Origin of the sequence: Sphingopyxis lindanitolerans, assembly GCF_002993885.1 — a bacterium.
Taxonomy (GTDB): Bacteria; Pseudomonadota; Alphaproteobacteria; order Sphingomonadales; family Sphingomonadaceae; genus Sphingopyxis; species Sphingopyxis lindanitolerans.
Genome location: NZ_CM009578.1, coordinates 3,371,531 through 3,389,081 on the forward strand (window position 1 = coordinate 3,371,531; position 17,551 = coordinate 3,389,081).

Below are 17,551 nucleotides of genomic sequence, written 5' to 3' on the forward strand. Positions count from 1 at the left end.
GTCGCATCAGACCGTTTTGAGATCGGCGAGATAGCTGCGCCGCGCGGCGAGGAAGAGGAGAGCGGAGATAATGGCGGCGGCGGGCAGGATGCGCAGCGCGTCGAGCAGGCCGACCGCATCGGCGACGCGGCCGGTGACGATCGGTCCCGGCGCGAGCCCGAGCAGATTATGCGCGAGCGTCAGCGTCGCGAAGGCCGAGCCGTGGAGCGCCGCCGGCGTCAGGTTGGCGACCATCGCGCCCGCCGGTCCGGTCGTTCCGGCGACGAGGAACATCGCGATGCCGAGCAGGACAAGCTGGGGCAATCCCGGCGGCAGCAGCAGCGCCAGGCTCAGCGCGATCGCGCTGCCAAAGCCGTAGCCCGAGGCGAGCAATATCTTGCGGTCGGGTCGGCCCCGCGCCGCACGGTCGCTTGCCATGCCGCACATGATCATCCCGCAACCGCAGATCAGCAGGAACAGCGCCGCCATCCGTCCCGCCGCATCGACCGGCATCGCATAGTAGCGATTGAAATAGCTCGGCAGCCAGGCGGGCAGGGCGCCTGCGGCGAAAAGCTGGATGCCGCTCGCGAGGTAGGCGAGCCGCACGCTGCGGTTCGCGAACAGCGCCCGCAGCGGCGCGCGTTCGGGGGTGTTCGGCGCGGCCGCATCGGGTCCGGCGATCGCCGCGATCCGCTTTTCGCGAACGATGAGCGGATAGGCGACCGCGAGGGCAAGGCCGCCGAGCCCGATCACCGCGAAAGCGGTGCGCCAGCCATGGCTGGCGGCAATCTCGCCGCCGATCGCGACGCCCAGAACCTGGCCGAACAGCCCGCCCGCCATGAAGGCGGCCGAGAGCGTTGCGCGCAGCCGCTGGGGAAAGACGCTGATCACGACCGCGATGCCGACGCTGCCATAAGCGGCCTCGCCGACCCCGACCATGACGCGGCCGAGCAGCATCTGCGGATAGGTGGCGGCAACGGCGCAAAAGAGGGTCGCGAAACTCCACAGCGCGGCCATGAGCGCGAGGCTGCGCACCCGGCCCCAGCGGTCGGCGGCGAGCGAGAGCGGAAAGGTCAGGCAACCGACCATCAGCGCGACCACGCCCGATAGCAGCCCCAATTGGGCGTCGCTGAGCGCCCATTCGACCTTGAGCAACGGGAAGACCGCGTTGAGCACCTGCCGCGCCATATAGTCGGAGATCAGCAGCCCAAAGCTCAAGGCGAAGACGACCCAGCCATAAAGGCTCGTGTCGCGTGGGCCGCCGCGCGCGATGCCGGGGCTTGCCGCCGGTGCCATTACCGCCATGACCGCCTCCCTTGTTTCAGGACCGGGCCAGCGGGCGGTCGCATGTCAGGCCGCCCCGCCGCTGGTCATCGTCAGGCTGCGTGCGTTCATTTCCTCGACCAGCATCGGCGCGCCGAGCGCGACCGAATGGAGGCCGAGCACCGCGACCGCTTCGAGCACCGCCATCACTTCCTCGGGCGTCGCGCCCTTGTCGAGCGCGGCGGCGATGTGACGCCGCGTCCCCGGCGCATAAAGATGGGTGCAGGACGCATCGACCGCGATCGCCAGAAACTCATAGATTTTGGGATCGAGCACGCCGCGCCGCAGCGGCAACGTCCCCGCCGCCAGAAAGGCTTCGAGCCAGAGCGGATCGAGCGCCGCCATCGCGTCCCACGCGCTGTTCCATTGCCCATTCGCGCGCATGGCGTCGCTGACCGGGGTATCGCTCAACGCGCCATGCTCCGCGCGGGGATCGTGAGCCGGTCCAACGGCTCGGCGATCCCCACGCCGGAGATGGACCGCGCGGCATGGGCTTGCCAGGGACCCGCGACCTGGCCGCGAGGACCGGGAGCGAGGCAGGTCGTCGGATCGTCGCCGAAAGCCATGGCCGCGCTCCCGCCTCAGGCCGCGTAGCGGATCGGCAGCGCGCGCTGGCCGGGCTGGCGATTGGGCGCCATGCCGAGCTTGGCGAGCGTTTCCTCGACCGAATTATATTGCACGCCGATCTGGTAGATTTCGCGCGCTTCCTTGGCGGTCGCAACCTCGCGGCCGAGTTCCTTGGCGACCCGGACGATCTGCTCGATCCCCTGGACCGACGTCATCTTGTTGCCATGCTGGTCATAGAGCGTGTCCTCGATCCCGCAGCGGACATGCTGGCCCAGGCACATCGCCATGACGTTGACCGGCAGCACATGGCGCATCAGCGTTTCGAGGGTGACGGTCGATCCGTCGGGGGCGCGGCGGATGAACTCCATGAAATTATTCGGGTTCGGCCCGTCGAAGCCGCCGCCGATGCCGACCCAGGTCAGGTTGAGCGGTCCCTTGTAGAGCCCGCGGCGCACCAGCCGCTCGACGGTTTCGAGGTCGGGCATGCAGGTAAGCTGGAAATGCGGCTGGATGCCCGCGCCGGTCAGGCGGCGCAGATGTTCCTCCACCCATTGCGGCCCCGCCGGCACCACCATCTCGCGATAGGCCTGGTAGAGCGCAGGCGCGGCGAGCGAGGTTTCGCCATAATCGGCGTCGGACATCAGATCCATGATGTTCATCTGGGTTGTGTTGACCGCGATCGTCACCTGGTCGGGCGCGGGCGTTAGCTCGGCGAGCATGTGGCGCACCTCGTCCGACAGCCATTTCGCCTCGGCGCCATCCTCCTCGCTTTCGGGCGAGAAGGAGATCGAGCCGCCGACCTGGATGATCATGTCGGGGACGCGGGCGCGCACCCCGGCGATCAGCTCGTTGAATTTCGACAGGCGCTTCGATCCCGTTCCGTCTTCCTCGCGAACGTGCATGTGGAGGACGGTCGCGCCGGCATTGTAGCAATCGACCGCCTTCTGGATATGCTCTTCCATCGACAGCGGGATGTCTTCGGGAAAGTCGTCCGGATGCCATTCGGGGCCGTAAGGCGCGACCGTGATGACCAGCTTGTCCTGCGTCTCGGGGAGCAGGCTATCGTCCAGAAATTGCATGCGGCTTCTCCTACTTTGCTGTTCAGAAAGGGCGGTCGCCGACGATGCCGGCGCGCTCCATGCGGCGGATCGTGGGCGGGTAATCCATCACGGCATAATGCTGGGTCGATCGGTTATCCCAGATCGCCACGCTGTCCGGCCGCCAGCGCCAGCGCACCTGATATTCGGGGATCGCGGCGCGGCCGATCAGAAAGCTCAGGAGCTGGCTCGCTCCCGGCGCATAATCCTGGCCGTAGCGGACATTCTCGGCGGTGTGGAAATTGGTGAAATGCGTGGTGAAGCCGTTGACGAACAGGATTTTCTCGCCCGTTTCGGGATGGGTGCGGACGACCGGATGTTCGGCGTCGGGAAAGCGCGCCTTCAGCGCGTGGCGCTGATCTTCGGACATCCGCGCGCCAAAGCTCGCCTCGATCGAGTGGCGCGCCTTCAGCGGCGCGATGATCGCCTTCACGGAATCGGGCAGGTCGGCATAGGCTTTCGCCATATTCGCCCACATCGTGTCGCCGCCGACCGGCGGGCAGGCAACGCAGCGCAGCACCGCGCCCAGCGGCGGCGCATCGCGCCACGTCGCGTCGCAATGCCAGCTATTCTCATAATAGTCGGGCGGAGATGCCTCGTCCTTATAGATCTGGACGAGCCCAGGATGCGCGGGGTCGCTGCCGATCACCGGATGATCCTCGAGCGCGCCAAAGCGGCTCGCGAAGGCGACATGGTCGGCGCGGGCGATGGCCTGGTCGCGCAGGAACAGCACTTTGTGCGCGAGCAGCGCGGCGCGGATTTCGCCGAACAGATCGTCGTTGCGCGCCGCTTCGGCCAGGTCGATGCCGCTGATTTCGGCGCCGATATGACAAGTGAGTGTCTCGATCCTCATCGTCCCTCTCCCTCAGAGCATGAAGATGGATGATCCGATGGTCTGGCCCGCTTCGAGCGCGCGGTGCGCCGCGACGCAGTCCTCGAGCGCGTAGCGCTGGCCGATCTCGACCTTGACCCGCCCGGCGGCGAGATGGCCGAACCATAGCGCCGACAGCTCGGCGCGTTCGGCGGGGTCGGCATAATAGTCGGCGAAGGCGGGGCGGGTGAAATGGACCGAACCCTGCATCATCAGCTGAAAGGCGTCGATCGGCGGGAAGGGGCCAGAGGCGGTGCCGCAGCCGACGAGGACGCCGCGCCGCTTGAGCGATTTCAGCGACCCCTCGAACGTGTCCTTGCCGACGCTGTCGAATACCGTCGTCACGCCTTCGCCGTCGGTCAGTTCCTTCACGCGCGCCGCGACATCCTCGCGGCGATAGAAGATGATTTCGTCGCAGCCGAGCGATCGCGCCTTTTCGGCCTTCGCCTCGCTCGACACGGTGCCGATCACGCGCAGCCCCATCAGCTTGGCAAGCTGCACCGCGAGCAGCCCGACACCGCCTGCCGCGGCGTGAAGCAGGATGGTGTCGCCGGCCTGCATCCGCGGGTTGGTCTTGGCGAGCCAATAGGTTGCGGACAGGCCGCGCATCGTCGACGCGGCGGCATCCTCGAACGCGATCGCGTCGGGCAGTTTGAACAGCGGCGCGGCGGGCATGACGCGCGCTTCGCTATAGGCGCCGAGCGGGCTGCCATTATAGGCGACGCGGTCGCCCGGCGCGAAGCCGGTCACACCCTCGCCGACCGCTTCGACCGTCCCGGCGCCCTCGACGCCGATGCCGGCGGGAAGCTGGGCGGGATAATAGCCCGAGCGGAAATAAGTGTCGGCGAAGTTGCAGCCGACCGCGGCGTGCCGGATACGGACCTCGCCCGGGCCGGGGTCGCCGACCGGGGTCTCTTCGACACGCAACACTTCGGGTCCACCCGTTTCGTGGAAACGAACAACCTTCGCCATGATCCTCTCCTCTTTCGTCCGGGCTAGCGGAGCGCAGGCTTGCGCTTTTCACAATTCATGACATTATTTTCGCAATCGACGCCAAAAGCGCGAAGGGAGCGAAAGATGGCCGAACTCGTCCGCGTGGCCGCGCTGACCGGCTATTTCCCGATCATGCGATCGCTGGGCACCGACCCGCGTCCCCTGCTGCGTGAAAATGGCCTGTCGCCGGAACTGCTCGCGAATCCCGAACAACTCATCTCGGCGCGCGCGGCGTTCCGCCTGCTCGAACGGAGCGCGACGGCAAGCGGGTGCGTCACGCTCGGGCTGCGGATGGCCGAGGAGCGCGCGGTCGCCAATCTTGGCGTCACCAGCCTGGTGATTGCGCACCAGCCGACGCTAGGGCGCGTCCTCCAGGCGCTGGGCGAATTTCGCAACCGGATCAATTCGACCCTCGTGCTGCAATTCGAACGGTTCGGCGACGAGATCATCCTGCGCGAGGATTTCTCGCTGAGCACGCCCGAGCCGACGCGGCAGTCGTCGGACCTTGCGCTCGGCGTGCTGGCGCGGCTCTGCGCGAGCGTCCTCGGCGAGGCGTGGGCGCCGCTGTCGGTCTGCTTCGCGCACGAAGCGCCGCCCGCCGCCGACATGCCGATCTTTCGCCGCCTGTTTCGGTGCCAGCCCGAATTCAACTGCGAGTTCCACGGCCTGGTCATCGCCGCAAGCGATCTCGACCGCCCCAATCTGCGCGCCGATTCGGACCTCGCGCATCATGCGCGCGACCTGATCGAATCGATCATGACCCCCGCGCTGCGCACGACGGCGCAGGAAGTCGAACAGGCGATCATGATATTTCTGCCGTCGGGCCGCGCGACGATCCAGCATGTGGCGGCGTCGATGGGGCTGACGGTGCGGACGCTCCAGCGGATGCTGATCGCCGACGGAACGGGCTTCAGCGAGCTTCTCAATCGCGCGCGGATGCAATTGTCGGCCCAATATCTCGCCAATCCGCGGATGCGGGTCACCGATGTCGCGGAGTTGCTCGGCTATGCGTCGATCGGCGCCTTCACGCGCTGGCACAGCCTGACCTTCGGCCAGTCGCCGCGCCAGTGGCAGGCAGCGCGAAAGGCGGCGCGGTCGGACATCGCCTGACCTTCTGAAACGCCGTCACTCAGCTCTGGTCGCAGTTCGCCATGTCCATCGTCCGTTTGATTTCGCCGGGGCGCAAGGTCCGCGCCAGATGGACGAACGATCGGCGCGCGATCACTTCGAGCATCGGCATCTGCTGGCTCCACGGCTTTTCATAGCCCGCGAACATCGTCAGCCCTTCCATCGATCCCGAAATGAACAGCGCCAATATCTCGCGCTCGTCGTCCGGAAGCGCCGGGTTGATCTCGGCAATCAGCTCATTGAGCGAAACGCGCGCGCGCTCGTAAAGTTCGTTCATACGGTCGTGGACGAAAGGGTCATGATTAGCCATCGCCCATAGTTCGGGGAAGAAGCGCGTGGTCTTCTTCGTATTGATATCCTCGAGGATCAGCGTCACCAGATTCTCGAGCCGCGCCTCGGCGCTGGCGCCCGGTTCGTGGATGATCTCGTCGAACGATTCTTCATAGCTGCTGATCACGGCGTTGAGCAGTTCGCGGATCAGTTCGTCTTTCGACCGGAAATAATAGTTGAGGTTGCCGACGTTCATTCCCGATTCGGCAGCGATCCGGCGCAGCGTCAGGGCCGCCGAGCCATGGTTCACCAACAGCGACAGCGCCGAGCGGAGAATATGCTCAAAGCCATCCTGGCCGCGGGCATAGCCCCCGGCGCGCGGTGTGATTTTCAGATCGGGAACAATGAAATTCGCCAAGATTCAGCCGCCTCCACGCCCTAGGTAGCCGCCTTGCTGTCCTTGGACAAGTGACCTAATTTTGGCACTTGACTAAATTTGGGCGTCCGATCAATATCTACTCGAATCGGCCGTCAGAGCCATCGTTCAAACAGGAGAGGGAGTGCCGGGATGCAGCGCATCGCGAGAGGAGCGGTTTTTGCCGCATTGATGGTATCGGCGAGCGCATTGAGCGCCGCGGACTATCCGCAGCCGCTGCCCGAAGAGCCGGTCCCGACCGTTGCCGAGCTTCCCGAACATTATCCCGACAGCTGGGTCTTCGTGCAGGATCTGCACTTCAACAGCCTGCCCGACGGGCGCGCGGCGATCGTCGACGTCGGCGCCGAAAACAATCATCTTCGCGGGCAGATCCCCGTCGCGCAGTTCGGCAACCTGCTGCCGTCGACGACGCGCGGGGAAATTTATGTCGGCGAAACCTATTATTCGCGGCTGACGCGCGGCGAACGGACCGACGTCATCACCATCTGGGACACGAAGACGCTGACGCCGAAGGGCGAGATCGTCCTGCCCGGCGGCAAGCGCGGCCTGTTCGTGACGCTTCGCAACAGCCTGCAACTCACCAATGACGAGAAATGGGCGCTGGTGTTCAATTTCACGCCGGGCGCGTCGGTGACCGTCGTCGATCTCGATGGCCGCAAGGTCCTGTCGGACATCGAACTGCCGGGCTGCTCGCTTGCCTATCCGACCGGACCACGCGGCTTCGCCACGCTGTGCGCCGACGGGACGATGTCGAGCATCGCGCTCGACGCCGCCGGCAAGGCGGCCGGGCCCGCCGTCACCAGCGCAGCGTTCAACGATATCGACGATGACCCGCTGTTTCGATGGTCGGGCGCACCGGCTGGTTCGTCAGTTTCAAGGGCCGTCTGCGTGCGATCGATTTTTCGGGCGCCGCCGCCAGGGATCTCGGCGGCTTCGCGCTTCCCAAGCAGGACGGCGGTGAACCCGAATGGCGTCCGGGTGGCTGGCAGGTCATTTCGGCCGACCGCGCGGGGCTGCTCTATATCCTGATGAACCCGAAGAGCGGCGAAGGCACGCACAAGGACGGCGGGACCGAAGCGTGGGTGGTCGATCCGAAAACCAAGACGCTGGTCCGCCGCATCGCGCTCAAGAATCACAGCCTGTCGATCGAGGCGACGCAGCAGGAAAAGCCGCTGCTCGTCGCGTCGCGCCCCGACGGGTCGCTCGACGTTTATGACGCAGCGAGCGGCGCCTTCGTCCGCACTATCGTCAGCGTCGTCCACGACCCGATGACGATGACGGCGGCGCGCTGATGGCTGCCGTCATGCCTATATTGGCGCTGTTCCTCGCCATAATCCTGGTGGTTGCGGCGGCGCACAAGCTCGCCGAGCGCGCCCGGCTGACGCGGGCGACGGCAGGCCTGTTGCGCCTTGCTCCCGCGCTCGCGATGCCGGTCACGATGGCTGCCGCCGCAGTCGAGTTCGCGGCGGCGCTGGCGCTGCTCTTTCCCGCTTCGCGGCCCACCGGCGCGCTGCTCGCGGCGCTGCTGTGGGCCGGATATGGCCTCGCCTTGCTCGCGGCGCGGCGGCGCGGCGACGGCGCGATCGACTGCGGCTGTGATTTCGGTGCGCGCAAGAGCGGAATCGGCCGTTTCGCCATCGCCCGCGCCTTCGCGCTCGCCGCCGCGGCGCTGCCGCTTTGTCTCTCTCCCGCAGGGGGGGGCGGCATCGACATTCCGTCGATCTTCGCCGCCCTCGCCTTTGTCGCGCTGCTCTTCGCAGCCGGTGAACTCGCCAATCTTCCCGCACCCCGCAGGAGCGCATCCCGATGACCGGATTTTTCTTCGCCTCGCAAATATTGCTGTGGATCGCCGTCGCGGTGCTCGGCGTCCTCGTCGCGGCGCTCGCGCGGCAGGTCGGGGTGCTCCACGAACGGATCGCGCCGGCGGGCGCGCTGACGCTGCATCAGAAGGTCAATGTCGGCGATCAGGCGCCCGCGATGACGCTCGACACGCTGAACGGCGGCCAGGTTGTGATCGGCGGCAAGCGGCATCGCCGCGGGCAACTGATCTTCTTTCTCTCGCCCGATTGCCCGGTCTGCAAGACACTGCTGCCCGTCGTCCGTTCGGCGAGCGCCGCCGAACGCGACTGGCTCGACGTCGTGCTGGCGAGCGACGGCGACCCCGCCGCACATCGCCGGCTGGCGATCGCCGAGGGGCTCACCGGCTTCGACTATGTCCTGTCGGAAGATCTGGGCCGGTCGCTCGGCGTCTCGAAGCTCCCCTATGCGGTGCTGATCGACGAGGAAGGCCGCATCGCGTCGCTCGGCCTCGTCAACAATCGCGAGCATCTGGAAAGCCTGTTCGAGGCCAAGGAACGCCGCGTTGCTTCCATCCAGGACTATCTCGCGCGCGACTGAGCCGTGCGAAACGACAAGAAGGGGACGAATATGTCGGGTCTCGACAAATTTTCGGAGAAGGTGACGCGAAACGTCGCGCGCGCGACCTCACGGCGCAGCCTGCTGACGCTGATCGGCGGCGCGCTGACCGGCGCGGCAGTCATTCCGGTGCTGCCGGTGTCGCGGGCGCAGGCGCAGACCCACGGTGGTGGCGGTGAGCCCGTTGCCCCGCAGTCGACCGGCAATCCACAGGATCCCGGCGACCAGACCCAATGCGATTATTGGCGTTACTGCGCGATCGACGGCTTTTTGTGCAGTTGCTGCGGCGGCTCACCGAGTTCGTGTCCGCCGGGGACCGAAATGTCGCCGATCACCTGGATCGGCACCTGCCAGAACCCCGCCGACAACCGCGCCTATATCATCAGCTATAACGACTGCTGCGGTAAATCCTCGTGCGGGCGCTGCCTGTGCAACCGCAACGAGAACGACCGGCCGATGGTCCGTCCGCAAGCGAACAACGATATCAACTGGTGCCTCGGCACGTCGAGTTCGGTCTATAATTGCTCGACCGCGGTGATCCTCGGCGTCGCGTTGGAGCAGCGGTGATGCGGCGGCTGACGATCGCCCTCGCGCTGGCGGGGCTGGGGGTGGCCGCACCAGCCGTCGCGGCCGACGACGGCGCGACCGTCTTCAAGCGCTGCGCGGCGTGCCACCTCGGCGACGGCGCGGGTGTCCCCGGTGCCTTTCCGCCGTTGAAGGCCAATGCCCAGTCGCTCGCGGCGACGGCTGCTGGACGCCGCTATATGGCGCTCGCGGTGATCCGCGGCCTGTCGGGGCCGATCACCGTCGGCGGCAAGGCCTTTCGCAGCACGATGCCGGCGCAGGCGGGACTGAACGACGCCCAGGTGGCGGCGGTGCTCAACCATGTGGTCCGCGGCACGGCGGCAAGGGCGTTCACGCCAAAGGAGATTGCCGGATACCGCGCGGGCGGTGCGGCGCTCAACTCCGCCGCCGTCGCGCGCCTTCGGCCCGGCAAATGAAAGGACTGGCTGCTCCCGCGCTGATCCTGGCGGCCGGGGCAGCCTTTGCAACGCCCGCGGCGAGCGGCCCGACGTCGAGCCACCCGGAAAAGGCGATGCCCGGGGTCGCCGATCCGGTGCGCGCACGGCAGCACTGGATATTGCAATGCCAGGGATGCCACCGCGCCGATGCGACGGGAACGCCGCAGACCGCGCCGACGATGGCGGGCTTCGTCGCGCGTTTCCTGCAGGTGCCGGGCGGGCGCGACTATCTGGCGCGAGTGCCCGGCGTCGCCACGGCGGCGCTGTCCGATGCCGATCTGGCGGAGGTGGTGAACTGGTCGCTGATGCGGTTCGACCCGGCGCATGTGCCCGCAGATTTCAAACCCTACACAGCCGCCGAAATCGGCCGGCTGCGGCACAAACCGTTGCGCGCCGAAGCGAGCGCCGTGCGCGCGCGGCTGGTGGCGGACTTTGACGAGACGAAAATACCTTAAAAAAGACAGGGGAGGTTGTTCGATGATCAAGATGAATGCGAGCGGGGCGGTACGCCCCATGCTGCTGCTGATGCTGACCGGCGCGTCGGTGTCGGCGCTGGCTCAGGAAGCCCCCGCGACCCCGGCTCCCGCCGAGACCGTGGCCGACAATGGGACCGACATCGTCGTCACCGCGCAGAAGCGGGCGGAGCGTCTTCAGGACGTGCCGATCGCGGTGAGTGCGCTCGGCGGCGATTCGCTCGAACGCCAGCGGGTGACCCAGGCCGACGAACTCGCGGGCAAGATCGTCAATCTTCAACTCACCTCGACCGTTGGCGACAACACGCCGATCTTCGCGCTGCGCGGCGTCTCGATGTCCGATTACAGCCTCAACCAGGCGAGCCCCGTCGCGACATATTATGACGAGGTCTACAAGGGCAATTTCGCTTTCCTCGGTGTCGCGATGTACGACCTTGAGCGCGTCGAGGTGCTGCGCGGGCCGCAAGGCACGCTTTATGGCAAGAACACCACCGGCGGCGCGGTCAATCTGATCAGCCGCACGCCGGTGCTCGGCGAAACCGAAGGTTATCTGAACCTCGGTTACGGCAACTATGATCGCTACGAGGCGAATGGCGCCTTGAGCGTGCCGCTCGGCGAGACGCTGGCGGCGCGCGTTGCCTTCACCTTCGCGCGCGCCGACGGCTGGTTCAAGAACCAGCTTCCCGGCAAGCCCGACCTGGCGAGCGTCCGCGAATATGGCGTGCGCGGCAGCCTGCTGTTCGAGCCGAGCGACAGCGCGCGCTTTGTGCTGCGCGCCTCGACCAGTTACCAGAACCCCCGCAACTATGGCGTCTATGCCCAGCCCGAGGCGGTGAACCGCCCCGGCCTTAGCCGCCGCCAGATCGAGGCGAACGTCACCGACCGCCGCCACGCCCGCACCTCGTCGGTGTCGCTCACCGGCACGGTCGATTTGAGCGACGCGCTCGCGATCACCAGCGTCACCTCGTGGGATAAGGGCCGGCTCAATTTCTATGAGGACACCGACGGGACCGCGACCGAATTGCTCGAAATCCCCTACGCCGACCGCGCGACGCAATTCGCGCAGGATCTGCGGCTGACGAGCGATTTCGATGGTCCGTTCAACTTCATTCTCGGCGCCTATTTCAACCGCGAGAAAGTCTATAACCAGACGACCTTTGAAATCGGCAAGGACATCGATTCCGACGGCCTGCCGGGCGTCACCGACGCCGATTGCGCGGTCGGTTTTCCGCTGGGCTGTTTGTTCCGCAACAGCTTCGACCAGGTCAAGAAGAGCTATGCGCTCTATTCGGACATGAGCTTCGAGGTCAGCGACCAGTTCACGCTGCGCGGCGGCCTCCGCTTCACGCGCGACAAGGGCGTGCAGAGCAATTTCGAGGCCAATGCCTTCGGTCCCAACGAAGTGCTGGTGATGAACCTGATCCCGCCGTCGCGGCTCGACTACAGCACCGAGAACCTGTCGGGCAAGATCGGCGCCGATTACAAGATCAACCCCGACGTGATGGTCTATGGCAATTACAGCCGCGGCTATCGCGCCCCCAGCTTCAACGCGCAGGCCTTTTTCGACCCGTCCGAGCTGTCGGTCGCGAAGGCCGAAAAGATCGACGCGTTCGAGCTGGGGCTGAAGAGCCAGTTCGCCGACCGCCGCGTCACGCTCAACATGGCGGCGTTCCATTACACCTACAGCAACCAGCAGTTCATCAACGTCGATCCGGCGACCGCGGCGCAGACCTTGCTCAACATCCCGCGTTCGCGCATCCAGGGCGGCGAGGCCGAACTGACCGTCCGCGCGGGCGACATGGTGACATTGCGCGGCGGGCTCGGCCTGCTCGACACCAAGATCAAGCGCGGCACGGTGAGCGGCGTCGATGTCAGCGGCAATCGGCTATCGAACGCACCCAAGCTGACCTTTACCGGCGGCTTCGACGCGACGGTGATCGACGGTGGCAGCGGGAAGGTGAGCCTGCACGGCGACATCAATTATTCGTCGAACCAATATTTCGAGGTGCTCAACATCCCCCGGCTGCGGCAGAAATCTTATGTCCTGCTGTCGGGGCACATCGATTGGGAATCGGCGGACGGACGCTGGACGGCGTCGGTGTGGGGCAAGAACCTCGCCAATAAATTCTACTTCACCTCGCGTGTCGACCTGCTCTCGGGCTTCGGTTTCGATTATAACCATGTCGGGACTCCGCGAACCTATGGCGTCACCGTCGGCGCGAAATTCTGATCGGAGAGACATATGTCCGACTATAAGATGCTGATCGGCGGGCGGCTGGTCGATGGCGATCATGACATGGACGTCATCAACCCCGCGACCGAAGAAGTTTTCGCCACCGTCGCGCGCGCGTCGGAGCGGCAGGCCGACGCGGCGATCGAGGCGGCGGCCACCGCCTTTCCCGCCTGGGCCGAAACCCCGCTGGCCGAGCGGCAGGCGAAGGTCAGCCAGCTTGCCGATGCGATCGTCGCCAATGCCGACCGGCTGGCGCGCGCGCTGACACAGGAACAGGGCAAGCCGCTGGCCGAGGCGCAGGGCGAGATCGCGTGGGCCGAAGGCTATCTGCGCCACTATGCGACGCTCGACATTGCCGAGCGGACGATCCAGGACGATGCGAGCGGGCTGATTCAGGTTCGCCGCAAGCCGCTCGGCGTCGTCGCTGGGATCATCGCGTGGAATTTCCCGCTGCTCGTCGCCTGCTGGAAGATCGGCCCGGCGGTGATCGCGGGCAACACGATCGTCCTGAAGCCCGCACCGACCACCCCGGTCACCGCGCTGATGCTCGGCGAGTTGTGCCAGAAGATCTTCCCGGCAGGCGTCGTCAACATCATTACCGATGCCAACGATCTCGGCGGCTATCTGACCGCCGATCCGCGCATCGCCAAGGTCGGGTTCACCGGATCGACCGCGACGGGCAAGAAGATCATGGCGAGCGCAGCCGACGGCCTCAAGCGGCTGACGCTCGAACTTGGCGGCAACGACCCCGGTATTGTTCTCGACGACGTCGATGTTCGCGCGACCGCGCAGGGTATCTTCAACGCCGCCTTCCTCAATTGCGGGCAGGTGTGCCTTGCGATCAAGCGCGCCTATGTCCACGACAGCATTTATGATGCGATGTGCGACGAGCTGGCGCGACTCGCCGAAGCGGCGGTGGTCGACGACGGGCTGGCGCAGGGCGCACAGATCGGGCCGATCCAGAACAAGGCGCAATATGAGAAAGTGAAGGCCTTCCTCGAAAGCGCGCGCCGGGACGGCACCATCGTCGCGGGCGGCGAGGTGATCGACCGTGCCGGCTATTTCCTGCGGCCGACGATCGTCCGCGACGTGACCGACGGCGACCAGATCGTCGATGAGGAACAATTCGGCCCGATCCTGCCGGTGATCCGCTTTTCGGACATCGACGATGTCGTCGCGCGCGCCAATGCCTCGCCTTACGGGCTCGGCGCCTCGGTCTGGTCGGGCGACGTCGACCACGCGCTGGCGGTCGCGGAGCGGATCGAAAGCGGATCGGTGTGGGTGAACCAGCATGTCGCGATCGGCCCGCATATTCCGATGGCGGGGGTCAAATCCTCCGGCCTCGGGGTTGAGCAGGCAGAGGAAGGCCTCGCCGAATATACGCAATTGTCGGTGATCAACGTGGCGCGCGGCGGATGAGCGAAGCGTTCGCCTGGAATCCGCCGACGCATTATAATTTCGCGCGCGACGCGATCGATCGACTGGCGAAGGACAGTCCGGGCGATCGCGCGATGCTGTGGACCGACGGCGCGGGGGCGATCGTCGATCGCAGCTTCGCCGAACTGTCGGATCATGCCGCGCGCGCCGCCGCCGTGCTGCGCGCTGCGGGCGTGGAGCGCGGCGACACGGTGCTGATCCTGATGTCGCGCGAGATCGAATGGTGGGAGTTGATGCTCGCCTGCCTGCGGCTCGGCGCCATCGTCTCGCCCGGTACCGTGCAGCTTAGTCCCAAGGACATCGCCTATCGCTGCAAGGCGGCTGATGCGCGCTGCATCATCGCCGGGGCCGATGTCGCGCCGCGGGTCGAGGAAGCCGAGATCGACGCCGACGTCGCGCTGATTCACATCGGCGGCCCCCGCGCCGGATGGATCGATTACAGCGAGGCCAAGGCCGCCGCCGCGCCGCTCGTCGACATCGCCGACACCGCGTTCGACGATCCCGCGCTCTGCTATTTCACCAGCGGCACGACCGGCCAGCCGAAGATGACGATCCACGGCGCGGGCTATCCGCTGGCGCACGAGATCACCGGGCGTTTCTGGCTCGACCTCGGCCCCGGCGACCTCCATTGGAACATGTCCGATACCGGCTGGGCGAAGGCGGCGTGGAGCAGCCTGTTCGCGCCGTGGCTGATGGGCGCGGCGATCTTTGTCCACCATGCGCCGGGGTTCGATCCGGTGGCTGCGATGGACCTGCTCGAAACGCATCCGGTGACGACGCTCTGCGCGCCGCCGACCGCCTATCGCATGTTCGTCCGCGCCGATCTTGCTGGCCGCGCATTCGCGCATCTGCGCCATTGCGTCAGTGCGGGTGAGCCTCTCAATCCCGAAGTCATCGACCTGTGGAAGCGTGCGACGGGCCTCGACATCCACGACGGCTATGGGCAGACCGAGACCGTGCTGCTTTGCTGCAACCGCCCTGGCACCGCGCGGCAAGGCGCGATGGGCCGCCCCGTTCCGGGATTCGACCTCGCGGTGATCGGGCAGGATGGCGAGATACTGCCCGCGGGCGAGGAGGGCGACATTGCGCTGCGCGTCGGCGAAGGGCGCCCGCCGGGCCTGTTCCTCGGCTATCGCGGCGATCCCGATCGCACCGCAAGCGTGTTCCGCCACGGCTGGTATCTGACCGGCGACCGCGCGACGGTCGATGCCGACGGCTATTTCTGGTTCGTCGGCCGCGCCGACGACGTCATCCTCTCGTCAGGATACCGCATCGGGCCGTTCGAGGTCGAAAGCGTCCTGTTCGAGCATGAGGCGGTCGCCGAAAGCGCGGTCGTCGCCAGCCCCGATCCGACCCGCGGCGAAGTGGTAAAGGCCTTCGTCGTCCTCGCCGCGGGGCATAGCCCCTCCGACGAACTGGCGAAGGCGTTGCAGGACCATGTGAAGGCGATCACCGCGCCCTATAAATATCCGCGCCGCATCGAATTCGTCGACAGCCTGCCCAAGACGGTCAGCGGCAAGATCCGGCGCAAGGAATTGCGCGACGCCGAATTCAGCGACTGGGATTTCGGGAAAGCCGACGCATGACCGACAGCTTCGTTCGCGGCGACGATAGCCCGCCGCTCCTCGATATGACGATCGGCGACTGTTTCGACCGGGCCGTGCTTCGCGATCCCGAGGGCGAGGCGCTGGTCGTCCGGCACCAAGCTGTGCGCTGGACGTGGCGCGTGCTGAAGGCGCGGGTCGATGCGGTCGCGGCGGGGCTGCTCGAACGCGGGCTGAAGCCGGGGGACCGGGTTGGCATCTGGGCCCCCAATTGCGCCGAATGGGCGGTCGTCCAGTTCGCGACCGCGAAGGCGGGGCTGATCCTCGTCAACATCAACCCCGCCTATCGCGTCGCCGAGCTCGACTATGCGCTGAACAAGGTCGGCTGCGCCGCGCTGATCTTCGCGCCGTCGCACAAGGGCAGCGACTATGTCGCGATGCTCGGCGAATTGGCGCCCGAACTGGCGACGGCGGCGCCGGGCATGCTGAGCGCTGCGCGCCTTCCCGCGCTTCGCCTCGTCGCCGTGCTCGGCGACGAGGAGCATGCCGGGTGCCTGCCGTTCGCGGCGCTTGCCAGTGACGACACAAGCGCGCTCGCCGATATCGCGATCGACCCCGACAGGCCGGTCAACATTCAGTTCACCAGCGGCACCACCGGCTTTCCCAAGGGCGCGACCCTGTCGCACCGCAATATCCTCAACAACGGGGCCTTCGTCGGCGCGCGGATCGGGCTTGCCGCCGCCGACCGGCTGTGCATCCCGGTGCCGCTCTATCATTGTTTCGGCATGGTGATGGGCAATCTCGCCTGCGTCGTCCATGGCGCGACGATGATCTATCCCGCCGAAGCCTTCGATCCGCAGGCGGTGCTCGAAACCGTCGAGGCCGAGCGCTGCACCGCGCTCTACGGCGTGCCGACGATGTTCATCGCGGCGTTGAACCATCCCGATTTCGATCGTTTCGACCTGTCGTCGCTGCGCACCGGGATCATGGCGGGGTCGCCATGCCCGATGGCGGTAATGCGCGAGGTGATCGACCGGATGCATATGGATCAGGTCACGATTGCTTATGGGATGACCGAAACCAGCCCGGTCAGTTTTCAGAGCGATGTCGACGATCCGCTCGACCTGCGCGTATCGACGGTCGGGCGCGTCCAGCCGCACCTCGAGGTCAAGCTGATCGACCTGGCGGGCGAGGTTGTGCCGCGCGGACAGACGGGTGAGCTTTGCACGCGCGGTTATTCGGTGATGCTCGGCTATTGGGACGATATGGAGCGCACCGCCGAGGCGATCGATGCTGAAGGCTGGATGCACACCGGCGACCTCGCGACGATCGACCAGGCGGGCTATTGCCGGATCGTGGGTCGCATCAAGGACATGGTGATCCGCGGCGGCGAGAATATCTATCCGCGCGAGATCGAGGAATTTCTGCTTACCCACCCCGACATCGTCGATGTGCAGGGCGTCGGCATCCCCGACGAAAAATATGGCGAGGAGATGTGTGTCTGGATCGTCGCGCGCGCCGGCGCCACGCTCAGCGAAGCTGAGGTTCGTACTTATTGTCGCGGCCGGATCGCCCATTTCAAGATTCCGCGCCACATCCTGTTCGTCGACGACTTTCCGATGACGGTGACCGGCAAGGTCCAGAAATTCGCGATGCGCGAGCACACGCTGGGATTGCTGAAGGGGTAAGGGGCGCAACAGCGCGCCGATTGAGCCGGAGCGCTTGCCGTAGCGTAAACTGTTGCTTTTAAGTCACGAATGCCT

General features: G+C 66.1%; 17 protein-coding genes and 1 pseudogene. 12 read left to right on the top strand and 6 right to left on the bottom strand.

The genetic code is table 11. From position 1 onward, the window contains the following. Positions 1-6 precede the first annotated feature (6 nt). From CVO77_RS16060 to CVO77_RS16080, 5 genes are all read right to left on the bottom strand, one after another. Positions 7-1,284 carry an MFS transporter gene (locus CVO77_RS16060; protein ID WP_197709643.1) on the bottom strand — a complete coding sequence of 426 codons (1,278 nt, stop codon included), beginning with the start codon at positions 1,282-1,284 and terminating at the stop codon, positions 7-9. A 45-nt stretch (positions 1,285-1,329) separates the two neighbouring features. Next, positions 1,330-1,713 (bottom strand): carboxymuconolactone decarboxylase family protein, encoded by a 384-nt coding sequence (locus tag CVO77_RS16065; protein ID WP_197709644.1) that lies wholly within the window; start codon positions 1,711-1,713, stop codon positions 1,330-1,332. A 170-nt stretch (positions 1,714-1,883) separates the two neighbouring features. After that, complete coding sequence (locus tag CVO77_RS16070) at positions 1,884-2,948, bottom strand: beta-keto acid cleavage family enzyme (protein ID WP_105999910.1); 1,065 nt, start codon at positions 2,946-2,948, stop codon at positions 1,884-1,886. Positions 2,949-2,970: 22 nt separating this feature from the next. After that, positions 2,971-3,819: a TauD/TfdA dioxygenase family protein gene (locus CVO77_RS16075; protein WP_105999911.1), complete on the bottom strand. Its 849-nt coding sequence runs from the start codon at positions 3,817-3,819 to the stop codon at positions 2,971-2,973. 12 nt (positions 3,820-3,831) lie between these two features. Beyond that, positions 3,832-4,809 (bottom strand): quinone oxidoreductase family protein, encoded by a 978-nt coding sequence (locus tag CVO77_RS16080; protein ID WP_105999912.1) that lies wholly within the window; start codon positions 4,807-4,809, stop codon positions 3,832-3,834. 105 nt (positions 4,810-4,914) lie between these two features. Between CVO77_RS16080 and CVO77_RS16085 the strand changes: the two genes are divergently transcribed. Then, complete coding sequence (locus CVO77_RS16085) at positions 4,915-5,940, top strand: AraC family transcriptional regulator (protein WP_158258098.1); 1,026 nt, start codon at positions 4,915-4,917, stop codon at positions 5,938-5,940. A gap of 19 nt (positions 5,941-5,959) precedes the next feature. Here the strand turns inward: CVO77_RS16085 and CVO77_RS16090 are convergent, their stop codons facing one another. After that, on the bottom strand, positions 5,960-6,646 hold the full coding sequence (locus CVO77_RS16090) for a TetR/AcrR family transcriptional regulator (RefSeq protein WP_242445978.1): 687 nt from the start codon (positions 6,644-6,646) through the stop codon (positions 5,960-5,962). A gap of 189 nt (positions 6,647-6,835) precedes the next feature. Between CVO77_RS16090 and CVO77_RS21825 the strand changes: the two are divergent. The 11 genes and pseudogenes from CVO77_RS21825 to CVO77_RS16140 form a co-directional block, all read left to right on the top strand. Continuing rightward, positions 6,836-7,423, top strand: a pseudogene (locus CVO77_RS21825) (amine dehydrogenase large subunit); the annotation flags it as partial. 83 nt (positions 7,424-7,506) lie between these two features. Further along, complete coding sequence (locus CVO77_RS21830; RefSeq protein WP_275541956.1) at positions 7,507-7,956, top strand: amine dehydrogenase large subunit; 450 nt, start codon at positions 7,507-7,509, stop codon at positions 7,954-7,956. Beyond that, positions 7,956-8,474 (top strand): MauE/DoxX family redox-associated membrane protein, encoded by a 519-nt coding sequence (locus CVO77_RS16100; protein WP_105999915.1) that lies wholly within the window; start codon positions 7,956-7,958, stop codon positions 8,472-8,474. Before CVO77_RS21830 ends, CVO77_RS16100 begins: the two co-directional genes overlap by 1 nt. Further along, positions 8,471-9,061: a redoxin family protein gene (locus CVO77_RS16105; RefSeq protein ID WP_105999916.1), complete on the top strand. Its 591-nt coding sequence runs from the start codon at positions 8,471-8,473 to the stop codon at positions 9,059-9,061. The genes CVO77_RS16100 and CVO77_RS16105 overlap by 4 nt, the downstream gene beginning before the upstream one ends. 30 nt (positions 9,062-9,091) lie before the next feature. Continuing rightward, on the top strand, positions 9,092-9,646 hold the full coding sequence (locus tag CVO77_RS16110; RefSeq protein ID WP_105999917.1) for a methylamine dehydrogenase light chain: 555 nt from the start codon (positions 9,092-9,094) through the stop codon (positions 9,644-9,646). Continuing rightward, a complete protein-coding gene (locus CVO77_RS16115) occupies positions 9,646-10,080 on the top strand; it encodes a c-type cytochrome (RefSeq protein WP_105999918.1) in 435 nt (144 codons plus the stop codon). The genes CVO77_RS16110 and CVO77_RS16115 overlap by 1 nt, the downstream gene beginning before the upstream one ends. Then, a complete protein-coding gene (locus CVO77_RS16120; protein ID WP_242445979.1) occupies positions 10,077-10,556 on the top strand; it encodes a cytochrome c family protein in 480 nt (159 codons plus the stop codon). The genes CVO77_RS16115 and CVO77_RS16120 overlap by 4 nt, the downstream gene beginning before the upstream one ends. 22 nt (positions 10,557-10,578) lie before the next feature. Then, positions 10,579-12,804, top strand: a complete 2,226-nt coding sequence (locus CVO77_RS16125; RefSeq protein WP_242445980.1) for a TonB-dependent receptor — start codon at positions 10,579-10,581, stop codon at positions 12,802-12,804. A 12-nt stretch (positions 12,805-12,816) separates the two neighbouring features. After that, positions 12,817-14,226: an aldehyde dehydrogenase family protein gene (locus CVO77_RS16130; protein ID WP_105999919.1), complete on the top strand. Its 1,410-nt coding sequence runs from the start codon at positions 12,817-12,819 to the stop codon at positions 14,224-14,226. Further along, a complete protein-coding gene (locus tag CVO77_RS16135; RefSeq protein WP_105999920.1) occupies positions 14,223-15,830 on the top strand; it encodes an AMP-binding protein in 1,608 nt (535 codons plus the stop codon). The genes CVO77_RS16130 and CVO77_RS16135 overlap by 4 nt, the downstream gene beginning before the upstream one ends. Beyond that, a complete protein-coding gene (locus CVO77_RS16140) occupies positions 15,827-17,476 on the top strand; it encodes an AMP-binding protein (protein WP_105999921.1) in 1,650 nt (549 codons plus the stop codon). Before CVO77_RS16135 ends, CVO77_RS16140 begins: the two co-directional genes overlap by 4 nt. Positions 17,477-17,551: the final 75 nt, after the last annotated feature.